Below are 16,719 nucleotides of genomic sequence, written 5' to 3' on the forward strand. Positions count from 1 at the left end.
AGATAAAGGCTGCGTTAAAGCTCAATGTATTTTTTTACACTAGTTGATTGGAGTGGAAGATGAGAGACTCTTCGAAAATAAAAACCAATTTTCTTGGTGCGGAGTCTTTTCAAAGAAGCTCATTCAACGTCCTGCGGGACTAGCGGGACAGGTGAGACCCCGCAAGAGCGATAGCGAGGCTCACCGCCCGCCTCGCAGAAAAGAAGACACTGTGAGTGCGACCGAAAAGGGAAGCAGGAACAGATGTCGCCCTTGTGCCCCTGGGTGAAAGCGGGTGCCTGCAACGGAAATCAACTAGTGTTTAACAGAGCCTTCAGGAAAAAAAACAGTGCTCTGATGGTGGAGAAGGAATGCATTTTAAATAGGCAGCAATACAGTAGAAGGAAGAGAGATGATGTAGCGCCGGCGCTAAATATAGTACTCTTGCTGTTATTATCATTTTTAGTATACAGAGGAGTACAAAACGGAAGTATGAAATTTACCGTTAAGAAACTTGTACTGGGTCTACTTTTGACTATCGTAGCCATTAACGTGATTATGATTTTTATCATATAAAATGCAATTTATATATTACGGAGCGGTCGAAAAAAGCACAAAAAAAAAGGCAAAACCATTTCCAGGCCTGCCAGCAAATATAAAAAAAGGGGGGGATAATAGAAAGCTTCATCATCAGTATTACCTGTTTGCCCTGTAAGTAAACATGGAAACTCACTTTTTTTTGATTGTGAATTGTTTGATTCGCTGATCCATCTGCTCTGTCAGACTTTGCAGATGGCTAAATGCATTGAAAATATTTTCAATCCTTGTGTACTGGCGCTCGGATAGAAAAGAGATTGTCGTTGTATCATCAGCTGACTCTGCCGCAAATTCTTTCATTTGCATTAAAGAGCCTGAAATCTCCTCGGAAGCTGCCGCCATTTCTTCGGTGATCGCGGAAATTTCCTGTGCTTCCGCTGCTACACGTTCTGACGAATGAAGGATCTCGGCTAATGACCTGCTTGTCTGTCTGACTTTTTCCATGCCGTCCTCAACTTGATGGTGGACTTCTTCCATTTTTGAAACAGCGCTTCCTGAGTCATCTTTGATCTGTCCGATTAGTTCGCTTATCTCCTCGGCAGCTTTACTGGATTGGTCGGCAAGTTTCCTCACTTCCTGGGCGACAACAGCGAAGCCTAATCCGGACTCACCGGCCCGTGCGGCCTCGATTTGGGCATTTAAAGCAAGCAAATTCGTTTGCGAAGCAATGTCAAAAATGGATTTGACCATTGTATCGATCTTAAGAGAGTGTTCAGCCAGCATCTTTAGGAGAGTGCGTGTTTCATCAGCAGACAGATGGATCTCGTTCATTTGAGATACTACCTGTTCCATGGAACTGCTGCCATCAAGGGCGATTCTGTTGCTGGTGATGGAATTCTCCGCCAGTGATCCGGCGCTGTCGGCCATCCTCTGGACGCCTGCGCTTAATTGCTGGATCGCTGCTGAGCTTTCGTTTGCCTGGACTTGCTGGAACTTGGCGCCTTCAGTAATCTGGTTAATGATTTCGTTGATTTGTCCAGTGAACGACTTTGCGTCGTCAACTTCTTTCAAAAAGGAATTGAATGAGGATGTCAGTTCCCAGGAAAGCTCCTGGTTTTTTGCAATCATGGAGCTGAATGAATCGGTCATTGAATTGAGCGAAATGGCGATTTGGCTGGTTTCATCCTTTGTGTGGACCGAGAACCCTTCTCTAAGATCTCCGGATGCCATTTTTTTCGTGCCTGTTTCAATTTTACCGACGGTCTCCAAAATGGAAAAATAGAAGCCGACCGCCGCATATGCAAGTATGACAACTAAAATAAGGGCGGTACCCCACAATAACGGATGGTTGAACCAAGCGGCCCCCGCCAAAATAGGCGATAAAAAGACGATTGCCATTCCTGCAATTTTTACTTTGAAGGAAAACTGATTCAAAATGTTAATGACAGGAGAGCAAAGTTTCTGCATCATTGACTCCAAGGCAGTTAACTCCTTTTAAGTGGAATGGTTGGCTGATCTCAGGAGTTGGACAAGTGCATTGCTGGTCTTCATGGTGGAGGCTTATCCTCATCTTAAAACAGGGCGGGGTATCCGCCTGCCCAAAAAAAAGCCTATAGAAAGGCGAAAGGCTATGCTTTATGATTCGTATATTTAATTTCATAAAGCATTTGCATAACATGCAGTAAATCTTCTTCTGAAAATTCGGTGGCCTTGCGCAGCAACAATTTTGCCCGTTTCGTGCCAAGGGATTTTACGAGTTGTACGATTTCCGGATCGATATCCGCATTTTCCTGAGGTTCTTCCTTTTCTAAAAGTTCGCTTGCCGGTACATCAAGCACAGTTGAGATTTTTAAAATCGTTTGAAGATCCGGGAGCTGTTCCCCGGATTCGTATTTTTCAATTGTTCTGCAGCCAAGGCGTGTTTTAAGCGCAAGCTCTTCGACCGACATCTTGCAGTTCTCGCGGTTCAGTCTGATGTTGGCACCTACACTCATGTGTGATCCTCCCTTTCATATGATTCAAAGCTGTCTACACTATTTACTATATCATGTTAAGTGCTTCACATGCTTATTCCTTTTTGAACAATTTTTGAGTATCGTTGTTCCAATAAAAGGGAAGATGCCACCCGCCCGGCGGCAAGGAAGCCACCGTGAATGCGACCGGAGGGGAGCAGGAACGGATTGCGACATTGTGCCCCTTGGTGAAAGCGAGTACCTGCAACGGAAATCAACACTAACGTTTAACAGAGCCATTCAATAAAAAAGAGCTTCCGTTATTTCCATAACCTTTCTCGTTCCCCTTTTATATCAATAAAAATAAGCAGCCCAATAGTATTGCGAATTGGACTGCTATTTGGTGTGCTGTTTATTATTTTGTACTCGAGAATCGAACCAGTTACATTTTTTCTTTATCTAAAATATCCGCTAAAAAACACCCAATACATTCAGGAAAATAAGAACGATGGCAGCCGGGACGACAAAACGGATGAGCATATACCAGACAGTGAATGTCCAGTCCATTGGCCTGGCGTTTCCGGCATGGAATTCCTGCTCCAACACAGGTTTTTTCATCTTAAATGCAATGAAAAGGGCAATAAGCAGTCCGCCGGTCGGGAGTAAGATATTGGAGGTAATATAATCAATCAGGTCAAAAACGGTTTTGCCGAAAATCATCACATCAGCAAGGACCCCGTTTGACAGATTGGAAGGAATGCCTGCAATGAAGACGATCAGGCCGCCAAGCCATGCCCACTTTTTCCGTTTTGCCCTGTCATTTTTTGCAACAGCCGATACGAGGATTTCCAGAATCGAAAATGCGGAAGTCAATGTCGCGAACAAAAGCAAAACGAGAAACAGCAGGAAAAAGATGTTTCCAAAAGCCAGTTCGTTGAAAACAGCCGGCAGAACGACAAATACGAGTCCCGGTCCTTCACCCGGTTCGAATCCGAATGTAAAAACAGCTGGGAAGATAACAAGACCCGCCAGCAGCGAAATTAAAATATTCATGCTGACAACCGAGGTAACTGACCGGGTCAGGGATTCGTTTTTGCCCAGATAAGAGCTGTACGTGACCATTACCGAAACGCCGACACTGAGGGCGAAAAATGCCTGCCCGAGCGCCATGATAGCCGTTTCGCCGCTGACGTCATTCCAGTCAGGCATAAGGAAAAAGTTCAATCCTTCGGCAGCACCGTCAAGTGTAAGGGAACGGACAGCGAGGATGATGAACAGGATGAAAAGGGACGGCATCATCAGTTTGCTTGCCTTTTCGATGCCGTCTTTTATTCCGCCCGCAACAACAAATACAGTCAATGCCAGAAAAATGAACTGCGCGGTGAGTGACTCCGCTGGATTTGAAATGATGGTGCCGAACAGGGCATCATACTCACTGCTCGTGAGTCCAGCCGTGCTGCCGGTCAACGCCCGAATCAGATAAGATAAAATCCAGCCGCCCGCCACGCTGTAGAACGAAAGAATCAATAGGGACGTTAAGATGCCGATATATCCGATATAGTGCCATTTGCCGTCCGGATCAATGCTTCGGTAGGAAGAAACGGCATCCTTTTGGGTGTTTCTGCCGATGATGAACTCCGCCAGCAGCATCGGCGCTCCGATTAACACGGTAAAAAGAAGAAACAACAGTAAAAAAGCGCCGCCCCCATTCGCTCCGGTCATATATGGGAATTTCCAAATCGCACCAAGACCGATGGCAGACCCGGCTGCCGCCAGTATAAATCCTAGTTTAGATGTCCATTGTTCGTGTTTTTTCATAATAGCCTCCAAATCATAAGTAAGCGTCTGATTTTTCTTACTATATAGTGCGTGCCAATGCATGTCAATAGTATGATGGAAAGAGGGATATGGCATAAGATGGGTTAAGAAAATAATGGGAAAATTGGTGTGCTGATTAGAGTGCCCGAATTATTTTGCAAGAAAAGTTTTTTGCAACATTCTTTTTTCTGGCTGCGTTATATAAGTGAAAAAAGGGGGGCAGGCGCGCTATGGAAGAAATGGAATTAATCGAGAAAGCGAAGAATCAGGATATGAATGCGTTTCGCGAGCTGGTTGATCTTTATTTGCCGGTAGTCGAGCGGTTTGCCTATCAGCTCGGCAACCGTCCGGGAGAGGTGGAGGATGTCACCCAGGAGGTGTTTCTGCGTGTGTACCGCTTCCTGGATCAATATCACAGCGCCAAGTTCACGACCTGGCTGTACAAAATCACGTTAAATGTGACGCGCGATGCTGCCCGCAAGCGCTCGTCAGACACACGGAAAGTGATCAAGCTCAAGCAGGAGCGGCAGGAAACCTATGCGCCGACTGAACATCAGGTTCTTCAGCATGAAGAAGACCATATCTTGCATATTTGCATTCAAAAGCTGGATGAAAAATATCGGATACCACTGGTGCTGTATTACTTTCACGATAAAAAATATGATGAAATCGCGGAAATAATGGAACTCACGTTATCGACCGTAAAGACGAGGCTTCTGCGGGCGAAAAAACTGTTGAAGGCCGCATTTGAAGAAGAAGAGCGGAAGGAGGGCGGCTACCATGGGTGAAGAATATTTGGAAAAGCGCCTTGAAAGGCTGAAGAAATCATACAGGAGCATGCCATCTGTGACATCATCAGACAGCATTATGGATCATATCAAGGAAAAGGAAAAACCGCCAAAACCGAAACGGAACTGGTCAGCGTGGACTGCTGCGGCAAGCTTTATCGGCGTCCTGTTGATAGCCGGCGTTCTGGCCGCGCAAATGCTCAGCGGGGGCATGGATGAGCGGGCTGAAAACGCGCCGGAAAGCAACATGCCGCAGGAAAGCAAAGTTGAAAACAATCCCTCCGCAGATGGGGAAACAAATAGGGACGGGGAGTACAGCCTGACAGGCGATTCGTCTGCCGTCACAGAGGAAGACAAGGAAGAAGCGCTCGAAAGGCTGGAAACACTGTATGAAAGAGAACTTACGAATCTGGCTGAACAATTGGATACCGATGTCATGCTGGAACAATTTGTTTTTGTGCAAAAGGCCAAATCGGAACTGACGTATTTTTCCGAGACCGGCTTTAAGACGAAGGAAGATATGGCAGCGGCGTTCAATGCGGCGGCTGACCGGATCAGCTGGCAGTTGAGCACGCCGGCGCAAGCGCTGAATGAGCTTAAAGAAAAGCAAGGCAGCATGTCGCAGGGCGAGTTTGAAGCGTCGTTCGCCGACTTACTGAGTAAGCAGGAGGAATTGCAGAAACTCACGCTTGAGCGATTTAAGGAAAAGAGCAAGCTAAAGGTATTAAGCAAGGCGGTTGTTGATTCACTGAATCGAGGGGTCCACCCTGAGAATAAGGCAGCTGGAGCCGAAGCGCAGTTTGTTCTGGATAATGGATACCGTTTCGTGATGGATTCAGAAGGTATGCTGCAGCTTGAAATTGATTATCCAAAGCATATTAAACTGTTCGGTGACAGGCTGCCGGAAGCGCTGAACGCGTATATTGATCTGCAGCCTGCGCTGGAGTGGGCGAGTGATGCGTATGTTCTCGGCGGCTGGGATAAGTTGAGCGAACGAATTACCGAAACGGAACTGTTCTTGCTGCAACACCCGAATTTTGACAAGTCGGTTGAGATTTATCAAGAATACAAGTATATGGTGAACGCCTACCTGTTTGGAATCGACAACAGTCCCGCTTTTAATGAGGAAGGCTTTTTGAAACACGATGTAAAAGCGAGCTTCGAGCGGTTTATGAAGGTGCATCGGGATACGGAAACCTATCCGATTGTGAAGAGTTATTATGAGCTGTTGAAGAAACACGACTTCAAACGGACCGATGCAGTTGCTGGTTACACCGTCAACTGGCCTGAGCTGGTGAACGGGAAGGACAGTTCAACAGACTTTTACGGAAAGAAACCGCTCCAGTTATCAGGGGAGCTTCCGTCAATCTACGATGGACTGAAGGGGGCGGAAAGTGCCGAACAGGTGAACGGACTGCTTAAAGATCTTTCGCCTTATGATGTGATGAAACTTTATATTGAAGCCGGGCAAAACAGCGATGCTGATACGCAATATAAGCTGCTGCTGCAGGATGATGGGACACCTTCACAAGAGGTTTTCATGGAGGAACTGGAAGCGGCGGAAGACTACAGAAAGCTAATCAGCGAAATTCACACGGTCAGGGCTGAGAAAAGCGATGAAAAGACCATGGTCTTTACCTTTGAGGGCCAGTACGCTGATGTGAAAAGAGTATTCACCACCGTGCGAAATGAACAGGGGGTATGGCGGATTCCGTATCAGCCGATGGAGGTTATTAACGTCGGGAGCCCGTGATTGGAAATCCGGCTGGCCAGAAGCGGCCAGCCGGTTTGTTGATTTTCTTTTGAAAATGGAAGCATTATGTGGTATAATTCCTAAATGCGCGAAAAAGTATAGTCGGGAGTGTTTCCATGTCTGAAAAATTTAATGTCGGAAGTATTGTTGAAGGTAAAGTAACCGGAATTCAACCATATGGTGCCTTTGTCGCACTTGACGGAAATACACAGGGATTGGTCCATATTTCAGAAATCACGCACGGATTCGTGAAAGATGTAAACGAACATCTTTCCGTTGGTGATACTGTCACGGTCAAGATCATTTCTGTGGATGAAGCATCCGGAAAAATCGGGCTTTCCATCCGGGCGACCGAGGAACCGCCAAAAGAAGACAAAAAACCTGAACGCAAAATTCCGAAACAGCAAACAGAAGAAGCCCCTAAAGGCTTCAACACTCTGAAAGACAAGCTTGAAGAGTGGATCGAACAATCCGATATGAAGAAGTGAAAAAACAGCCTCTGCGAAAGCAGCAGGCTGTTTTTTTGCATGAAGTCACAACACACAAACAAACCGGCGGCAATTAGCACGGTGTCTGATTGTGCAAATGGACGAACTTTGTGGATCTGAAAGAAATAAGCGAGAAAAAAGTGCCTGGCAATTGCGAGGCAATTGCCAGGCACTGCCGAAGGCACTGCTGTTACGCTTTGTTCGGTTCGGCGCCGGTTTCCACTTCTTCAGATGGTTTGAATAGAAGGGAGAGCGCACCCAGTCCGGCAAGTCCTACAAGGCTGTAGACGATCCGTGCCAGTCCGGAATCCTGGCCGCCGAATAAAGAGGCGACAAGGTCAAATTGAAAAAAGCCGATAAGTCCCCAGTTAATTGCACCGATGATAACAAGAGTAAGTGCTATGCGTTGCCAAGTACTCATGATATTTCCTCCTTTGTTTCTTGTCCGATTTTTAATAAAGCTGTCCAAAAAGAAGCAGAAACTGCCTGTAACATCCTTTCCTTTTGAACATGCATTTATAGATTGCCGACAAACTGTAAATATTATGCATGATGCATACGAAATTCTTTATTTTTTTCCGAAAGTCATCCATACTATGGATTGAAAATGGAAGAGAGAGGAGTCAAAACGTATGAATAATTTCACGTTTTATAACCCTGTTAAGCTTATTTTCGGGAAAGGCCAGGTTGAGGAGCTTAAAACCGAAGTCCCGAACTACGGCAAAAAAGTCTTGCTTGTATACGGCGGCGGGAGCATCAAGCGAAACGGGATTTACGATAATGTCATGGACATGCTGAATGAAATCGGCGCGGAAGTACATGAACTTCCAGGCGTTGAGCCGAACCCCCGTCTTACAACGGTTCAAAAAGGCGTGGAAATCTGCAAAAATGAACAAATTGAATTTTTACTTGCAGTCGGCGGCGGAAGTACGATTGACGCAACAAAGGCAATTGCGGCCGGCGCCAAATATGACGGCGACGTTTGGGATCTTGTCACCAAAAAGGCGCCTGCAAATGAGGCACTTCCATTCGGCACAGTTCTTACACTGGCTGCGACCGGTTCCGAAATGAACGCCGGTTCTGTCATCACCAACTGGGAGACTCAGGAAAAGTACGGATGGGGAAGCCCTGTCACCTTCCCGCAATTCTCCATTCTTGATCCTGAAAATACATTTACGGTACCAAAAGACCAGACGATCTACGGTATCGTCGATATGATGACACATATCATGGAGCAGTATTTCCATAATGTGAAAAACACGCCGCTTCAGGACCGGCTTTGTGAATCAACACTCAAGACAGTCATCGAAACAGCGCCCAAGCTGCTTCATAACCTCGAGAGTTATGAGCACCGGGAAACAATTATGTACTCCGGCACAATCGCCCTTAATGGCATGCTGCAAATGGGCTACCGCGGCGACTGGGCCAGTCATAACATTGAACATGCTGTCTCTGCGGTGTATGATATTCCTCATGCCGGCGGCCTGGCCATCCTGTTCCCGAACTGGATGATTCATGCGCTCGATACGAATGTGGAACGCTTCAAGCAGTTTGCCATACGTGTATTCAATGTCCATCCGGCCGGAAAAGACGATCGCGAAATCGCCGTTGAAGGCATTGAGAAACTGCGCGTTTTCTGGACGAGCATCGGTGCACCGGAGACCCTTGCCGATTACGAAATCGGGGATGAGAAGCTTAATGTCATTGCGGAAAAGGCAATGGCAAACGGCGAATTCGGCAATTTTAAAAAGCTTAACAAAGATGATGTGATGGAGATTTTGAAGAGCTCTCTATAAAAATAACAGTGCGGCAGGCCTTTTGTGGGCCTGCCGATTTTTATATGTGAAGAGGAGCTGATGCGGCGGGGCATATCCGACATGAAGGCCGCCTGTTTGGCGCGAAATACCAGTTATATGGCGTGAAAGCATGGGTTCGGCGTGAAAAGAGTCAATTCTGGCGTGAAAAAGCCGATACTCCGCGTGAAAAGTCAGCTGATCCGCTTGAAACATAGCCAGTTCGGCGTGAAAGCAGTACACTTCGTAAGTTTTAGCATTGGTTGGCGTGAATTGCCGGGTGTTGTGCGTGAGTAAGGGCAGGTATGGAGTGAAAGCAGGGCAATGTTTTTAATTTAAAGAAAGTAGAAGCTGGTTTTGTTACAAAAATGATTCTCAACTCATTTTCTTGAATCATTTTCCCTCCGCAAACGTATTAAACAGCAAGAAACAAAGTGAATATATACCATTTTTACGTAAGGAGGGCCAAAAAGCATGGCTGAACTTCTGGCTGTTGTGCTAGATCTGCTTGCAGCTGTAATGGAATTTGCCGCATACGCTATCTTTGGGAAACCAACAACGAAACGAATCGAGAAAAATGCGGACAAGTTAAGGCAGCTAGACTGGTTCAAGGAACTGTATTCAAATGAGAAATATCGGCGTCTCATTCAAATTGACAAAAACATCAGGCGGGAAATCGGCAAGGCATCGATCAAAAAAATCCTGAATGACCGGTACGCGGAGGACAAGTTCAGGATTAGACTTACAGAGATGCTCGAAAGGCAGGCGGCAGGTGTAGACATAAACAAGGAAGAGCTGGCACATGAAAAATAAGTAAGTAATTCTTTTCGGATACTGGTGCGGAAGCCATTTTTTTAAGATGCAGGGGGGAGAAGATGGAACTGCTGGCCACTTATTGGGAAACAGAACGATTGTTAATCCGCGATGCGATATTGGAAGAAGACCTGGAGAAGCTGCAGACACTCTGGGAAAGCACGGCTTATATCGGCGAATATGATGGTCATCATGAGAGAGAAAAAAATGAAATGTACAAGGATCTGACTGAGGGTGATCTGCCGCCTGGAGGAACAAAAGAATTTTTCAAGATACAGCCCATTTAAAGAGACTTCGGAAATGATCGGTTACATCATCACTTATCACGGTTACCCGGATGAAAAGGCCGTATGGAATACATTTTTTTATGTAGTTAAAAGTGAGCAAGGAAAAGGTTATGGCCGCGAAGTGATAAATGCTTTTACTGTCCAAGCGGAAAAAGCAGGCTTTCAGCGAATCGGGCTGGCTGTTGCACTGAAAAATTGGGGAGCTATCCGGTTTTGGACGAAAGCAGGGTTTGATAAAATTATTGGCCTTCACGGTGACAAGGTGTATGGAAACAGCTCATATGCCAGCCTGTCACTCGAAAAGGAAATGATAAACGGATAAAGCCGCAGTGCTATTTATACAAATGCCCAGATTTCCGGGCGTTTTTTATTTGCTCATTTCTGATTGATATTGCCTGGCAATTGCCAGGCAATTCCCTCGTACTTCACTACAGTTATTCTGTTAGAATAGCAATATGGAAAATCAACAGTGATGTTTACATAGGGGGAAAATCATTTGGATATTCAGGTAACTGCTCTGGGGGCGTTTGCGGGGCTTGTTATTGCAATTGGCCTCATTTTGAAAAAAGTTTCACCTGCATACGGGATGATTGCCGGGGCGCTGCTTGGCGGTTTGCTTGGCGGTGCAGGCCTTGCCGGAACGGTGGAAATCATGATGGAGGGTGCGAAGGGAATCATTCCAGCTGTGATTCGGATTTTGACAGCCGGCGTCCTCGTCGGTGTCTTACTTGAGTCTGGTGCAGCAGGGGTGATCGCCGAAACGATTGTAAAGAAACTCGGTGAGAAGAGGGCACTGCTGGCCCTTGCCCTCGCTGCGATGATTTTGACGGCAATCGGTGTATTTATAACCGTTGCCGTCATAACAACTGCACCTATCGCCCTGGCTATTGCCCATCGTGCCAACCTTTCCAAACCGGGTATTTTGGTTGCGATGGTGGGAGGCGGCAAAGCGGGGAACTTGATTTCGCCTAACCCGAACACCATTGCCGCAGCGAATGCTTTTGATGTGCCGCTCACTTCAGTGATGGCAGCCGGAATCATTCCGGCGGTTTTCGGCATATTGGCCGCCTATCTTGTTGCAGGCCGGCTTGCCGGAAGAGGGTCGTTTGTGCGCATACAGGAAGTCAAATCGGGAAAGAATCATGAACAGCCCGGGTTCACTGCGGCCATTGCCGCTCCGCTTGTTACAATTTTTCTGCTGGCTCTCCGGCCGCTTTTCGGGTTTGAAATCGATCCGCTTATCGCCCTTCCTGCCGGCGGCATTGCCGGTGCTGTTTTGATGGGGAAAGCAAGGCATATAAATGAATATGCGACATCCGGGTTAGCTAAAATGTCAGGAGTGGCAATCATGCTGCTTGGAACGGGAGCGCTTGCCGGTGTGATCGGGAACTCGGCGGTGAAAGACGTCGTCATTGCTGCTCTTACTGCCTCAGGGATGCCAGCCTACGTGCTTGCCCCTGTATCGGGCGCATTTATGTCGATGGCAACAGCCTCCACCGCGGCGGCTACTGTTGTCGCCGGCAATGTGTTCAGTACGACGCTGCTTGATTTAGGTGTTTCCGCACTTGCAGGGGCCGCCATGATTCATGCAGGAGCAACAGTTTTTGATCACTTGCCCCACGGCGGGTTCTTCCACGCATCAGCAGGAAGCGTCCATATGGATATAAAGGAGAGGCTCAAGCTGCTTCCTTATGAATCGCTGATAGGGCTTGTGCTTGCGGCCGTGTCCATGTTGATTTATGGAGTCTTCGGATTTTTTGGTTGAGTTGGATGTCGGTTCTTACCTGGAAAGCATCGAACCGTATACGCTGGAACATGTGGAAGCTTTCAATCCAAGTCAGAATGGTCACGGGATCAATAAGGAATAATATGAAGACAGATCTAAAATTCTTTCAATTGCCTGGCAAATGCCAGGCAATTTTAATGATGATTTTGTGCAAATGTTAAAATAGCAAATAGGATTGACTGATTAAATGCCAGGCAATTGCCAGGCAATTCCCCGGCATTTCGATAAGGAGAAAACATATGGTTCTGAACAAGGAGATTGCGCAGGAAATTGTAGAACGGACGATGGCGATTATCGGGAAGAATATTAATGTGATGAACGAAGAGGGGATTATAATCGGTTCCGGCCAAAAGGACCGGATTGGAAAGATACACGATGGTGCTTTGCTTGTGGTGCAGGAAAATAGAAAAGTGGAAATCACAAGCCGTGAAGCTGCAAAGTTGAAAGGCTCAAAAGCAGGCGTCAACCTGCCGATTGTTCACGAGAAACAAATCGTCGGGGTTGTCGGTATTACCGGTGATCCTAAGGAAGTTTATCAATATGGGGAACTCGTAAAGATGGCAGCCGAAGTCACGCTCCAGCAGGCCTTTTTGACAGAGCAGCTGCAGTGGGACGAACGGCTGCGTGAAGAGGTTGTTTTGCAAATCATCCATGATGAAACGGATTCTCTGTTTTATGACCGAGCGGATCGGCTCGGCATCAATCTGGAAACCCCGCGCATTGCTGTTGTAATCAAGACAGATACGGGTTCAGCAGATGAAAAAGGCATGCTTGAATTGAAGAGGAAAATTACATCTTCACTGCACAATTTAATAGAAGAGCAAGATTTGATCACTTCTACTTCAGCCAACACATTTGTCTTGCTGAAAGCTGTTAAACAGACGAGCGGGAAGTTGAACTTCGCCTACTTCCGTGAGGAACTGAAAATACTTGAGCAGCATTTGAGCCGCATCCAGGCTGGTCTTGATGTTAAAGCTGCAGCGGGCATTCCTTTTGAAAATATCCATGATGCTAAAAAGTCCTATGAATATGCGAGAAAAACGTTGAAAACGGCTAGCAGGATAGAACAGGAAGAAAAACTGTTTTTCTATAACGATTTTATTGTTCGGGTTCTGATCATGGAGTTAAGTGAAGCGGAACCGGAGCTGCTGAAGGCTTACGATCTCTTACTTAAGAAAGATAAAAAGGGAGAATTGGCCGAAACGCTCGAAGTGTTCATTGAAGAAAACGGTGAGCTGAATGAAACAGCCAGGCGGCTGTTCATTCATCGGAACACGCTCCGTTACCGGCTGAATCGGATTGAAGAAGTGACAGGCAAGGATCCGAAAAAGATAAAGGATCTGTTGGAACTGTATATCGCAAGGCTTTCATATTTGTTACACACCTAGAAACTGTGCATTTGCACAAAAACCTGTTCTGTAAAAGGCAGGTTTTTTGTTTTGCCGCCTAATGTAACCGTTTTATTAAGCGCTTACAATAAGGGTACTAACAATCATTGGGGGTCACATCTCATGGACATTCAAGTAACAGCCTTCGGTGCGGTAGCCGCACTTGTCATTGCAATATTTCTTATTTTAAAAAGAGTCCCGCCTGCATACGGCATGATAGCTGGTGCCCTGATCGGTGGTTTAATAGGCGGTGCAGGTTTGACCGATACCGTAACGTTGATGATGGAAGGCGCCAAGGGAATCATACCGGCGGTGCTCCGAATTATGGCAGCCGGTGTCCTTGCAGGGGTACTGATTGAGTCCGGTGCTGCTTCTGTCATTGCCGAGACGATTATTAAAAAGCTTGGGGAAACAAAGGCGCTTCTGGCACTGGCGCTTGCTACGATGATATTGACAGCTGTCGGCGTATTTGTCGATGTTGCTGTCATCACAACTGCCCCGATAGCCTTAGCTGTCGCCAACCGTGCCGGCCTGTCTAAAACAGGAATCTTGATCGCGATGATCGGCGGCGGTAAAGCAGGTAACATCATGTCTCCGAACCCGAACGCAATCGCTGCTGCGGATGCCTTCGACCTGCCGCTTACAACCGTGATGGCTGCAGGCATCATCCCGGCGATCTTCGGTGTAACGGCCACATACTTTATTGCAAAACGGCTTTCAACAAAAGGAACGTTTGTCACAGCTGAGGAACTTACAACAACAAAGCATGATAAACTGCCGGTCTTTTTGGGAGCGATTACAGCGCCGCTTGTCGCAATTGTGCTGCTGGCTCTCAGGCCGCTATTCGATATCGTTGTTGATCCGATGATCGCGCTTCCGGCCGGGGGCCTTATCGGTGCACTTGTCATGGGGCATGGCAAAAGGGTCAATGACTATGCCATCGTCGGGCTGTCAAAGATGTCTGGTGTTGCAATCATGCTTCTTGGAACCGGTACGCTTGCAGGCATCATCGCCAACTCAGGTTTAAAAGATGTTGTCATTAACGCGCTAAGCGCTTCAGGGCTTCCTGCTTATGTGCTTGCGCCTGTATCCGGTGCGTTCATGTCAATGGCAACTGCTTCAACAACCGCAGGAACTGTTGTAGCAAGTAATGTCTTCAGCTCAACGATTCTAGAATTGGGCGTTTCAGGACTTGCCGGTGCTGCCTTGATCCATGCGGGTGCCACAGTATTCGATCACCTGCCGCACGGAAGCTTCTTCCACGCAACAGGCGGAAGTGTATTCATGCAGCTGAAAGAACGCCTCAAGCTGATTCCGTACGAATCACTTGTCGGTTTTACACTGGCTGTCATTTCAACTCTTCTTTACGGCGTCTTTGGCTTCTTCGGTTAACCGTATCCCGTGCCAGGCAATTGCCTGGCACCTCCCTGCCACCATAATAAAATTGGAGTGAAGTTTGATGAAAATTGTGATTGCACCCGATTCATTCAAGGAAAGCATGACGGCGCTGGAGGCGGCCGATGCCATTGAAAGAGGCTGGAAGCAGGTGCTGCCTGATGGTGAATTCATTAAAGTGCCGATGGCTGACGGCGGCGAAGGGACCGTCCAATCTCTCGTTGATGCGACGAGTGGTTCGATCCGGACACGGTCAGTCACCGGGCCGCTTGGTTCACCGGTTGATGCTTTTTATGGCATTTTAGGTGACGGTAAAACGGCTGTCATTGAAATGGCGGCTGCTTCAGGCCTTCATCTAGTGTCTGCTGATCAAAGAAACCCGCTGATCACAACAACGAAAGGTACAGGTGAACTCATTCTTGCCGCAGTTGAAGAAGGGGCGGAAAACATTATCATCGGAATCGGCGGCAGTGCCACAAATGACGGCGGTGCCGGCATGGCGCAGGCACTTGGGGCCAAACTGCTGGATGAAAAAGATGATGAGCTGCAGCCGGGCGGCGGTGCACTCGAGTATTTAGAGCGTATCGATATCAGTCAAGTGGACGCGAGATTGCAAAACGTTTCTTTCATGATCGCCTGTGACGTAAACAATCCGCTTACAGGCGAAAAAGGGGCTTCTGCTGTATTCGGCCCGCAAAAAGGGGCAACACCTGAAATGGTCCAGACTCTTGATCGAAACCTGGGCCACTACGCTGGAATCATCCAGAGGGATCTCGGCAAAGACATTGAAGCAACACCGGGAGCAGGTGCAGCTGGCGGGCTTGGAGCAGGGCTCCTTGCTTTTTTGTCAGCGGAATTGAGACCCGGCATCGAGATTGTCATCGAAGCATCCGGCCTTGAAGCAAAAGTGAGCGGTGCGGACCTTATCATTACAGGCGAAGGTAAAATCGACAGCCAGACCATCTACGGCAAAACGCCGATCGGAGTTGCGGCTGTTGCAAAGAGATCCGGCATCCCGGTGATTGCACTTGCTGGTTTTGCAGGCCCCGATGCTGACGTCGTGTTTGATCATGGAATTGATGCGTTGTTCACAATCGTACCCGGACCTGTATCCCTGGCGGAAGCATTTGAAAATGCTGAAATCAACACAGAAAGAGTTTCACGAAACATTGCAAAAGTTTGGGCCAGATAACTCCCATACGGGGCATGCTATCTGAAAAATTCAACTTTTATCTAAAAAGAAGGGGTGGAAACCTCTTCTTTTTTTGTATATATAGGCGATAATAGAGGAAGGGAGCTACAATTGAGGAATCACATGGGAGGGATTTGGCCATGATATTAGCCTACGGAATAACTGGGGGGTATAAATACCCTGGCGAGCCTGAACGCCCGCAAACTGACAAAAATGCTTTCATTGAAGAATGCAAGTCGGTTGCTGATGAAATGGGAATAGAAGCTCAAGAATATAAAAAAGTGTGGGGCAATTTTTATGCCGTCGAATTTAAGATGGATGAAAAATCGATTTTTGCCGTACTGAATGCGTGCCATCCGGTTATGGCTTTTGCGGATTACGATTCATTTGGTCAGCTCGGTTCAGGCTACCGGTTGAATTTTATTGACGAGTCCGAACTCAGCCGGGCATTTTGCCATGATTATCTTGTATTGAGCAAGGAGGATCTTGAGGAACCTTTCGTACTGAAAAACCAGCCGCAGCTCCGCGATATTGAGTCTGTCAAGGAAAAAGTGAAGTACTACAATCCAAAAACAATCGGAGACGTCATCTTTAACTGCTGGGATTAATGAACGCTAAAAATACATTTATTCGTCCTCCTTATGCTGATTAACCCCCAATTTCGTTACAAAAAAATGAACCCGGAGCTGCATGATAAAATGTGTACGCTTACAAGTTGGGGTGTTTCTTGATTTAGGCAAGTTGTTCCGC

Annotated in this window: 16 protein-coding genes and 1 pseudogene; 12 read left to right on the forward strand and 5 right to left on the reverse strand. The window is 47.0% G+C overall.

Annotated elements, in window-relative coordinates; translation table 11 throughout:
* Nucleotides 1-708 precede the first annotated feature (708 nt).
* The 4 genes and pseudogenes from A4U59_RS14705 to A4U59_RS14715 form a co-directional block, all read right to left on the reverse strand.
* Entirely contained in the window at nt 709-1,665 is a 957-nt protein-coding gene (locus A4U59_RS14705; protein ID WP_425388910.1) for a methyl-accepting chemotaxis protein, read from the reverse strand.
* A pseudogene (locus tag A4U59_RS22600) lies at nt 1,666-1,986 on the reverse strand (hypothetical protein); the annotation flags it as partial.
* A 158-nt stretch (nt 1,987-2,144) separates the two neighbouring features.
* On the reverse strand, nt 2,145-2,510 hold the full coding sequence (locus tag A4U59_RS14710) for a helix-turn-helix domain-containing protein (RefSeq protein WP_070121233.1): 366 nt from the start codon (nt 2,508-2,510) through the stop codon (nt 2,145-2,147).
* A gap of 429 nt (nt 2,511-2,939) precedes the next feature.
* On the reverse strand, nt 2,940-4,286 hold the full coding sequence (locus A4U59_RS14715) for a sodium-dependent transporter (RefSeq protein ID WP_070121234.1): 1,347 nt from the start codon (nt 4,284-4,286) through the stop codon (nt 2,940-2,942).
* A 230-nt stretch (nt 4,287-4,516) separates the two neighbouring features.
* On the opposite strand from A4U59_RS14715, the gene A4U59_RS14720 reads away from it, so the two are divergent.
* From A4U59_RS14720 to yugI, 3 genes are all read left to right on the forward strand, one after another.
* Nucleotides 4,517-5,074, forward strand: a complete 558-nt coding sequence (locus A4U59_RS14720; RefSeq protein ID WP_070121235.1) for an RNA polymerase sigma factor — start codon at nt 4,517-4,519, stop codon at nt 5,072-5,074.
* The gene (locus A4U59_RS14725) at nt 5,067-6,827 is read left to right on the forward strand and encodes a hypothetical protein (protein ID WP_070121236.1); all 1,761 of its coding nucleotides are present in this window, start codon (nt 5,067-5,069) and stop codon (nt 6,825-6,827) included. The genes A4U59_RS14720 and A4U59_RS14725 overlap by 8 nt, the downstream gene beginning before the upstream one ends.
* A 116-nt stretch (nt 6,828-6,943) precedes the next feature.
* Nucleotides 6,944-7,315, forward strand: a complete 372-nt coding sequence (gene yugI, locus A4U59_RS14730) for a S1 domain-containing post-transcriptional regulator GSP13 (RefSeq protein ID WP_070121237.1) — start codon at nt 6,944-6,946, stop codon at nt 7,313-7,315.
* A 190-nt stretch (nt 7,316-7,505) separates the two neighbouring features.
* Here the strand turns inward: yugI and A4U59_RS14735 are convergent, their stop codons facing one another.
* A complete protein-coding gene (locus tag A4U59_RS14735) occupies nt 7,506-7,736 on the reverse strand; it encodes a DUF378 domain-containing protein (RefSeq protein WP_070121238.1) in 231 nt (76 codons plus the stop codon).
* A 211-nt stretch (nt 7,737-7,947) separates the two neighbouring features.
* Between A4U59_RS14735 and A4U59_RS14745 the strand changes: the two genes are divergently transcribed.
* From A4U59_RS14745 to A4U59_RS14790, 9 genes are all read left to right on the forward strand, one after another.
* Complete coding sequence (locus tag A4U59_RS14745) at nt 7,948-9,111, forward strand: iron-containing alcohol dehydrogenase (protein ID WP_070121240.1); 1,164 nt, start codon at nt 7,948-7,950, stop codon at nt 9,109-9,111.
* 471 nt (nt 9,112-9,582) lie between these two features.
* Entirely contained in the window at nt 9,583-9,921 is a 339-nt protein-coding gene (locus tag A4U59_RS14755; protein WP_070121242.1) for a hypothetical protein, read from the forward strand.
* A gap of 62 nt (nt 9,922-9,983) precedes the next feature.
* A complete protein-coding gene (locus A4U59_RS14760; protein ID WP_070121243.1) occupies nt 9,984-10,208 on the forward strand; it encodes a hypothetical protein in 225 nt (74 codons plus the stop codon).
* Nucleotides 10,156-10,530, forward strand: a complete 375-nt coding sequence (locus A4U59_RS14765) for a GNAT family N-acetyltransferase (RefSeq protein WP_281183755.1) — start codon at nt 10,156-10,158, stop codon at nt 10,528-10,530. The genes A4U59_RS14760 and A4U59_RS14765 overlap by 53 nt, the downstream gene beginning before the upstream one ends.
* A 174-nt stretch (nt 10,531-10,704) precedes the next feature.
* Nucleotides 10,705-11,973: a GntP family permease gene (locus tag A4U59_RS14770; protein ID WP_070121245.1), complete on the forward strand. Its 1,269-nt coding sequence runs from the start codon at nt 10,705-10,707 to the stop codon at nt 11,971-11,973.
* A 260-nt stretch (nt 11,974-12,233) separates the two neighbouring features.
* On the forward strand, nt 12,234-13,382 hold the full coding sequence (locus A4U59_RS14775) for a sugar diacid recognition domain-containing protein (RefSeq protein ID WP_070121246.1): 1,149 nt from the start codon (nt 12,234-12,236) through the stop codon (nt 13,380-13,382).
* A gap of 123 nt (nt 13,383-13,505) precedes the next feature.
* Nucleotides 13,506-14,774: a GntP family permease gene (locus A4U59_RS14780; RefSeq protein WP_070121247.1), complete on the forward strand. Its 1,269-nt coding sequence runs from the start codon at nt 13,506-13,508 to the stop codon at nt 14,772-14,774.
* A gap of 67 nt (nt 14,775-14,841) precedes the next feature.
* Nucleotides 14,842-15,969, forward strand: coding sequence for a glycerate kinase (locus tag A4U59_RS14785; protein ID WP_070121248.1), 1,128 nt, complete (start codon nt 14,842-14,844; stop codon nt 15,967-15,969).
* 140 nt (nt 15,970-16,109) lie between these two features.
* Nucleotides 16,110-16,577, forward strand: coding sequence for a hypothetical protein (locus A4U59_RS14790; RefSeq protein ID WP_070121249.1), 468 nt, complete (start codon nt 16,110-16,112; stop codon nt 16,575-16,577).
* The last annotated feature ends 142 nt before the right edge of the window (nt 16,578-16,719 follow it).

Source organism: Bacillus marinisedimentorum (assembly GCF_001644195.2).
In the GTDB taxonomy this organism is placed as follows: Bacteria; Bacillota; Bacilli; order Bacillales; family Bacillaceae_O; genus Bacillus_BL; species Bacillus_BL marinisedimentorum.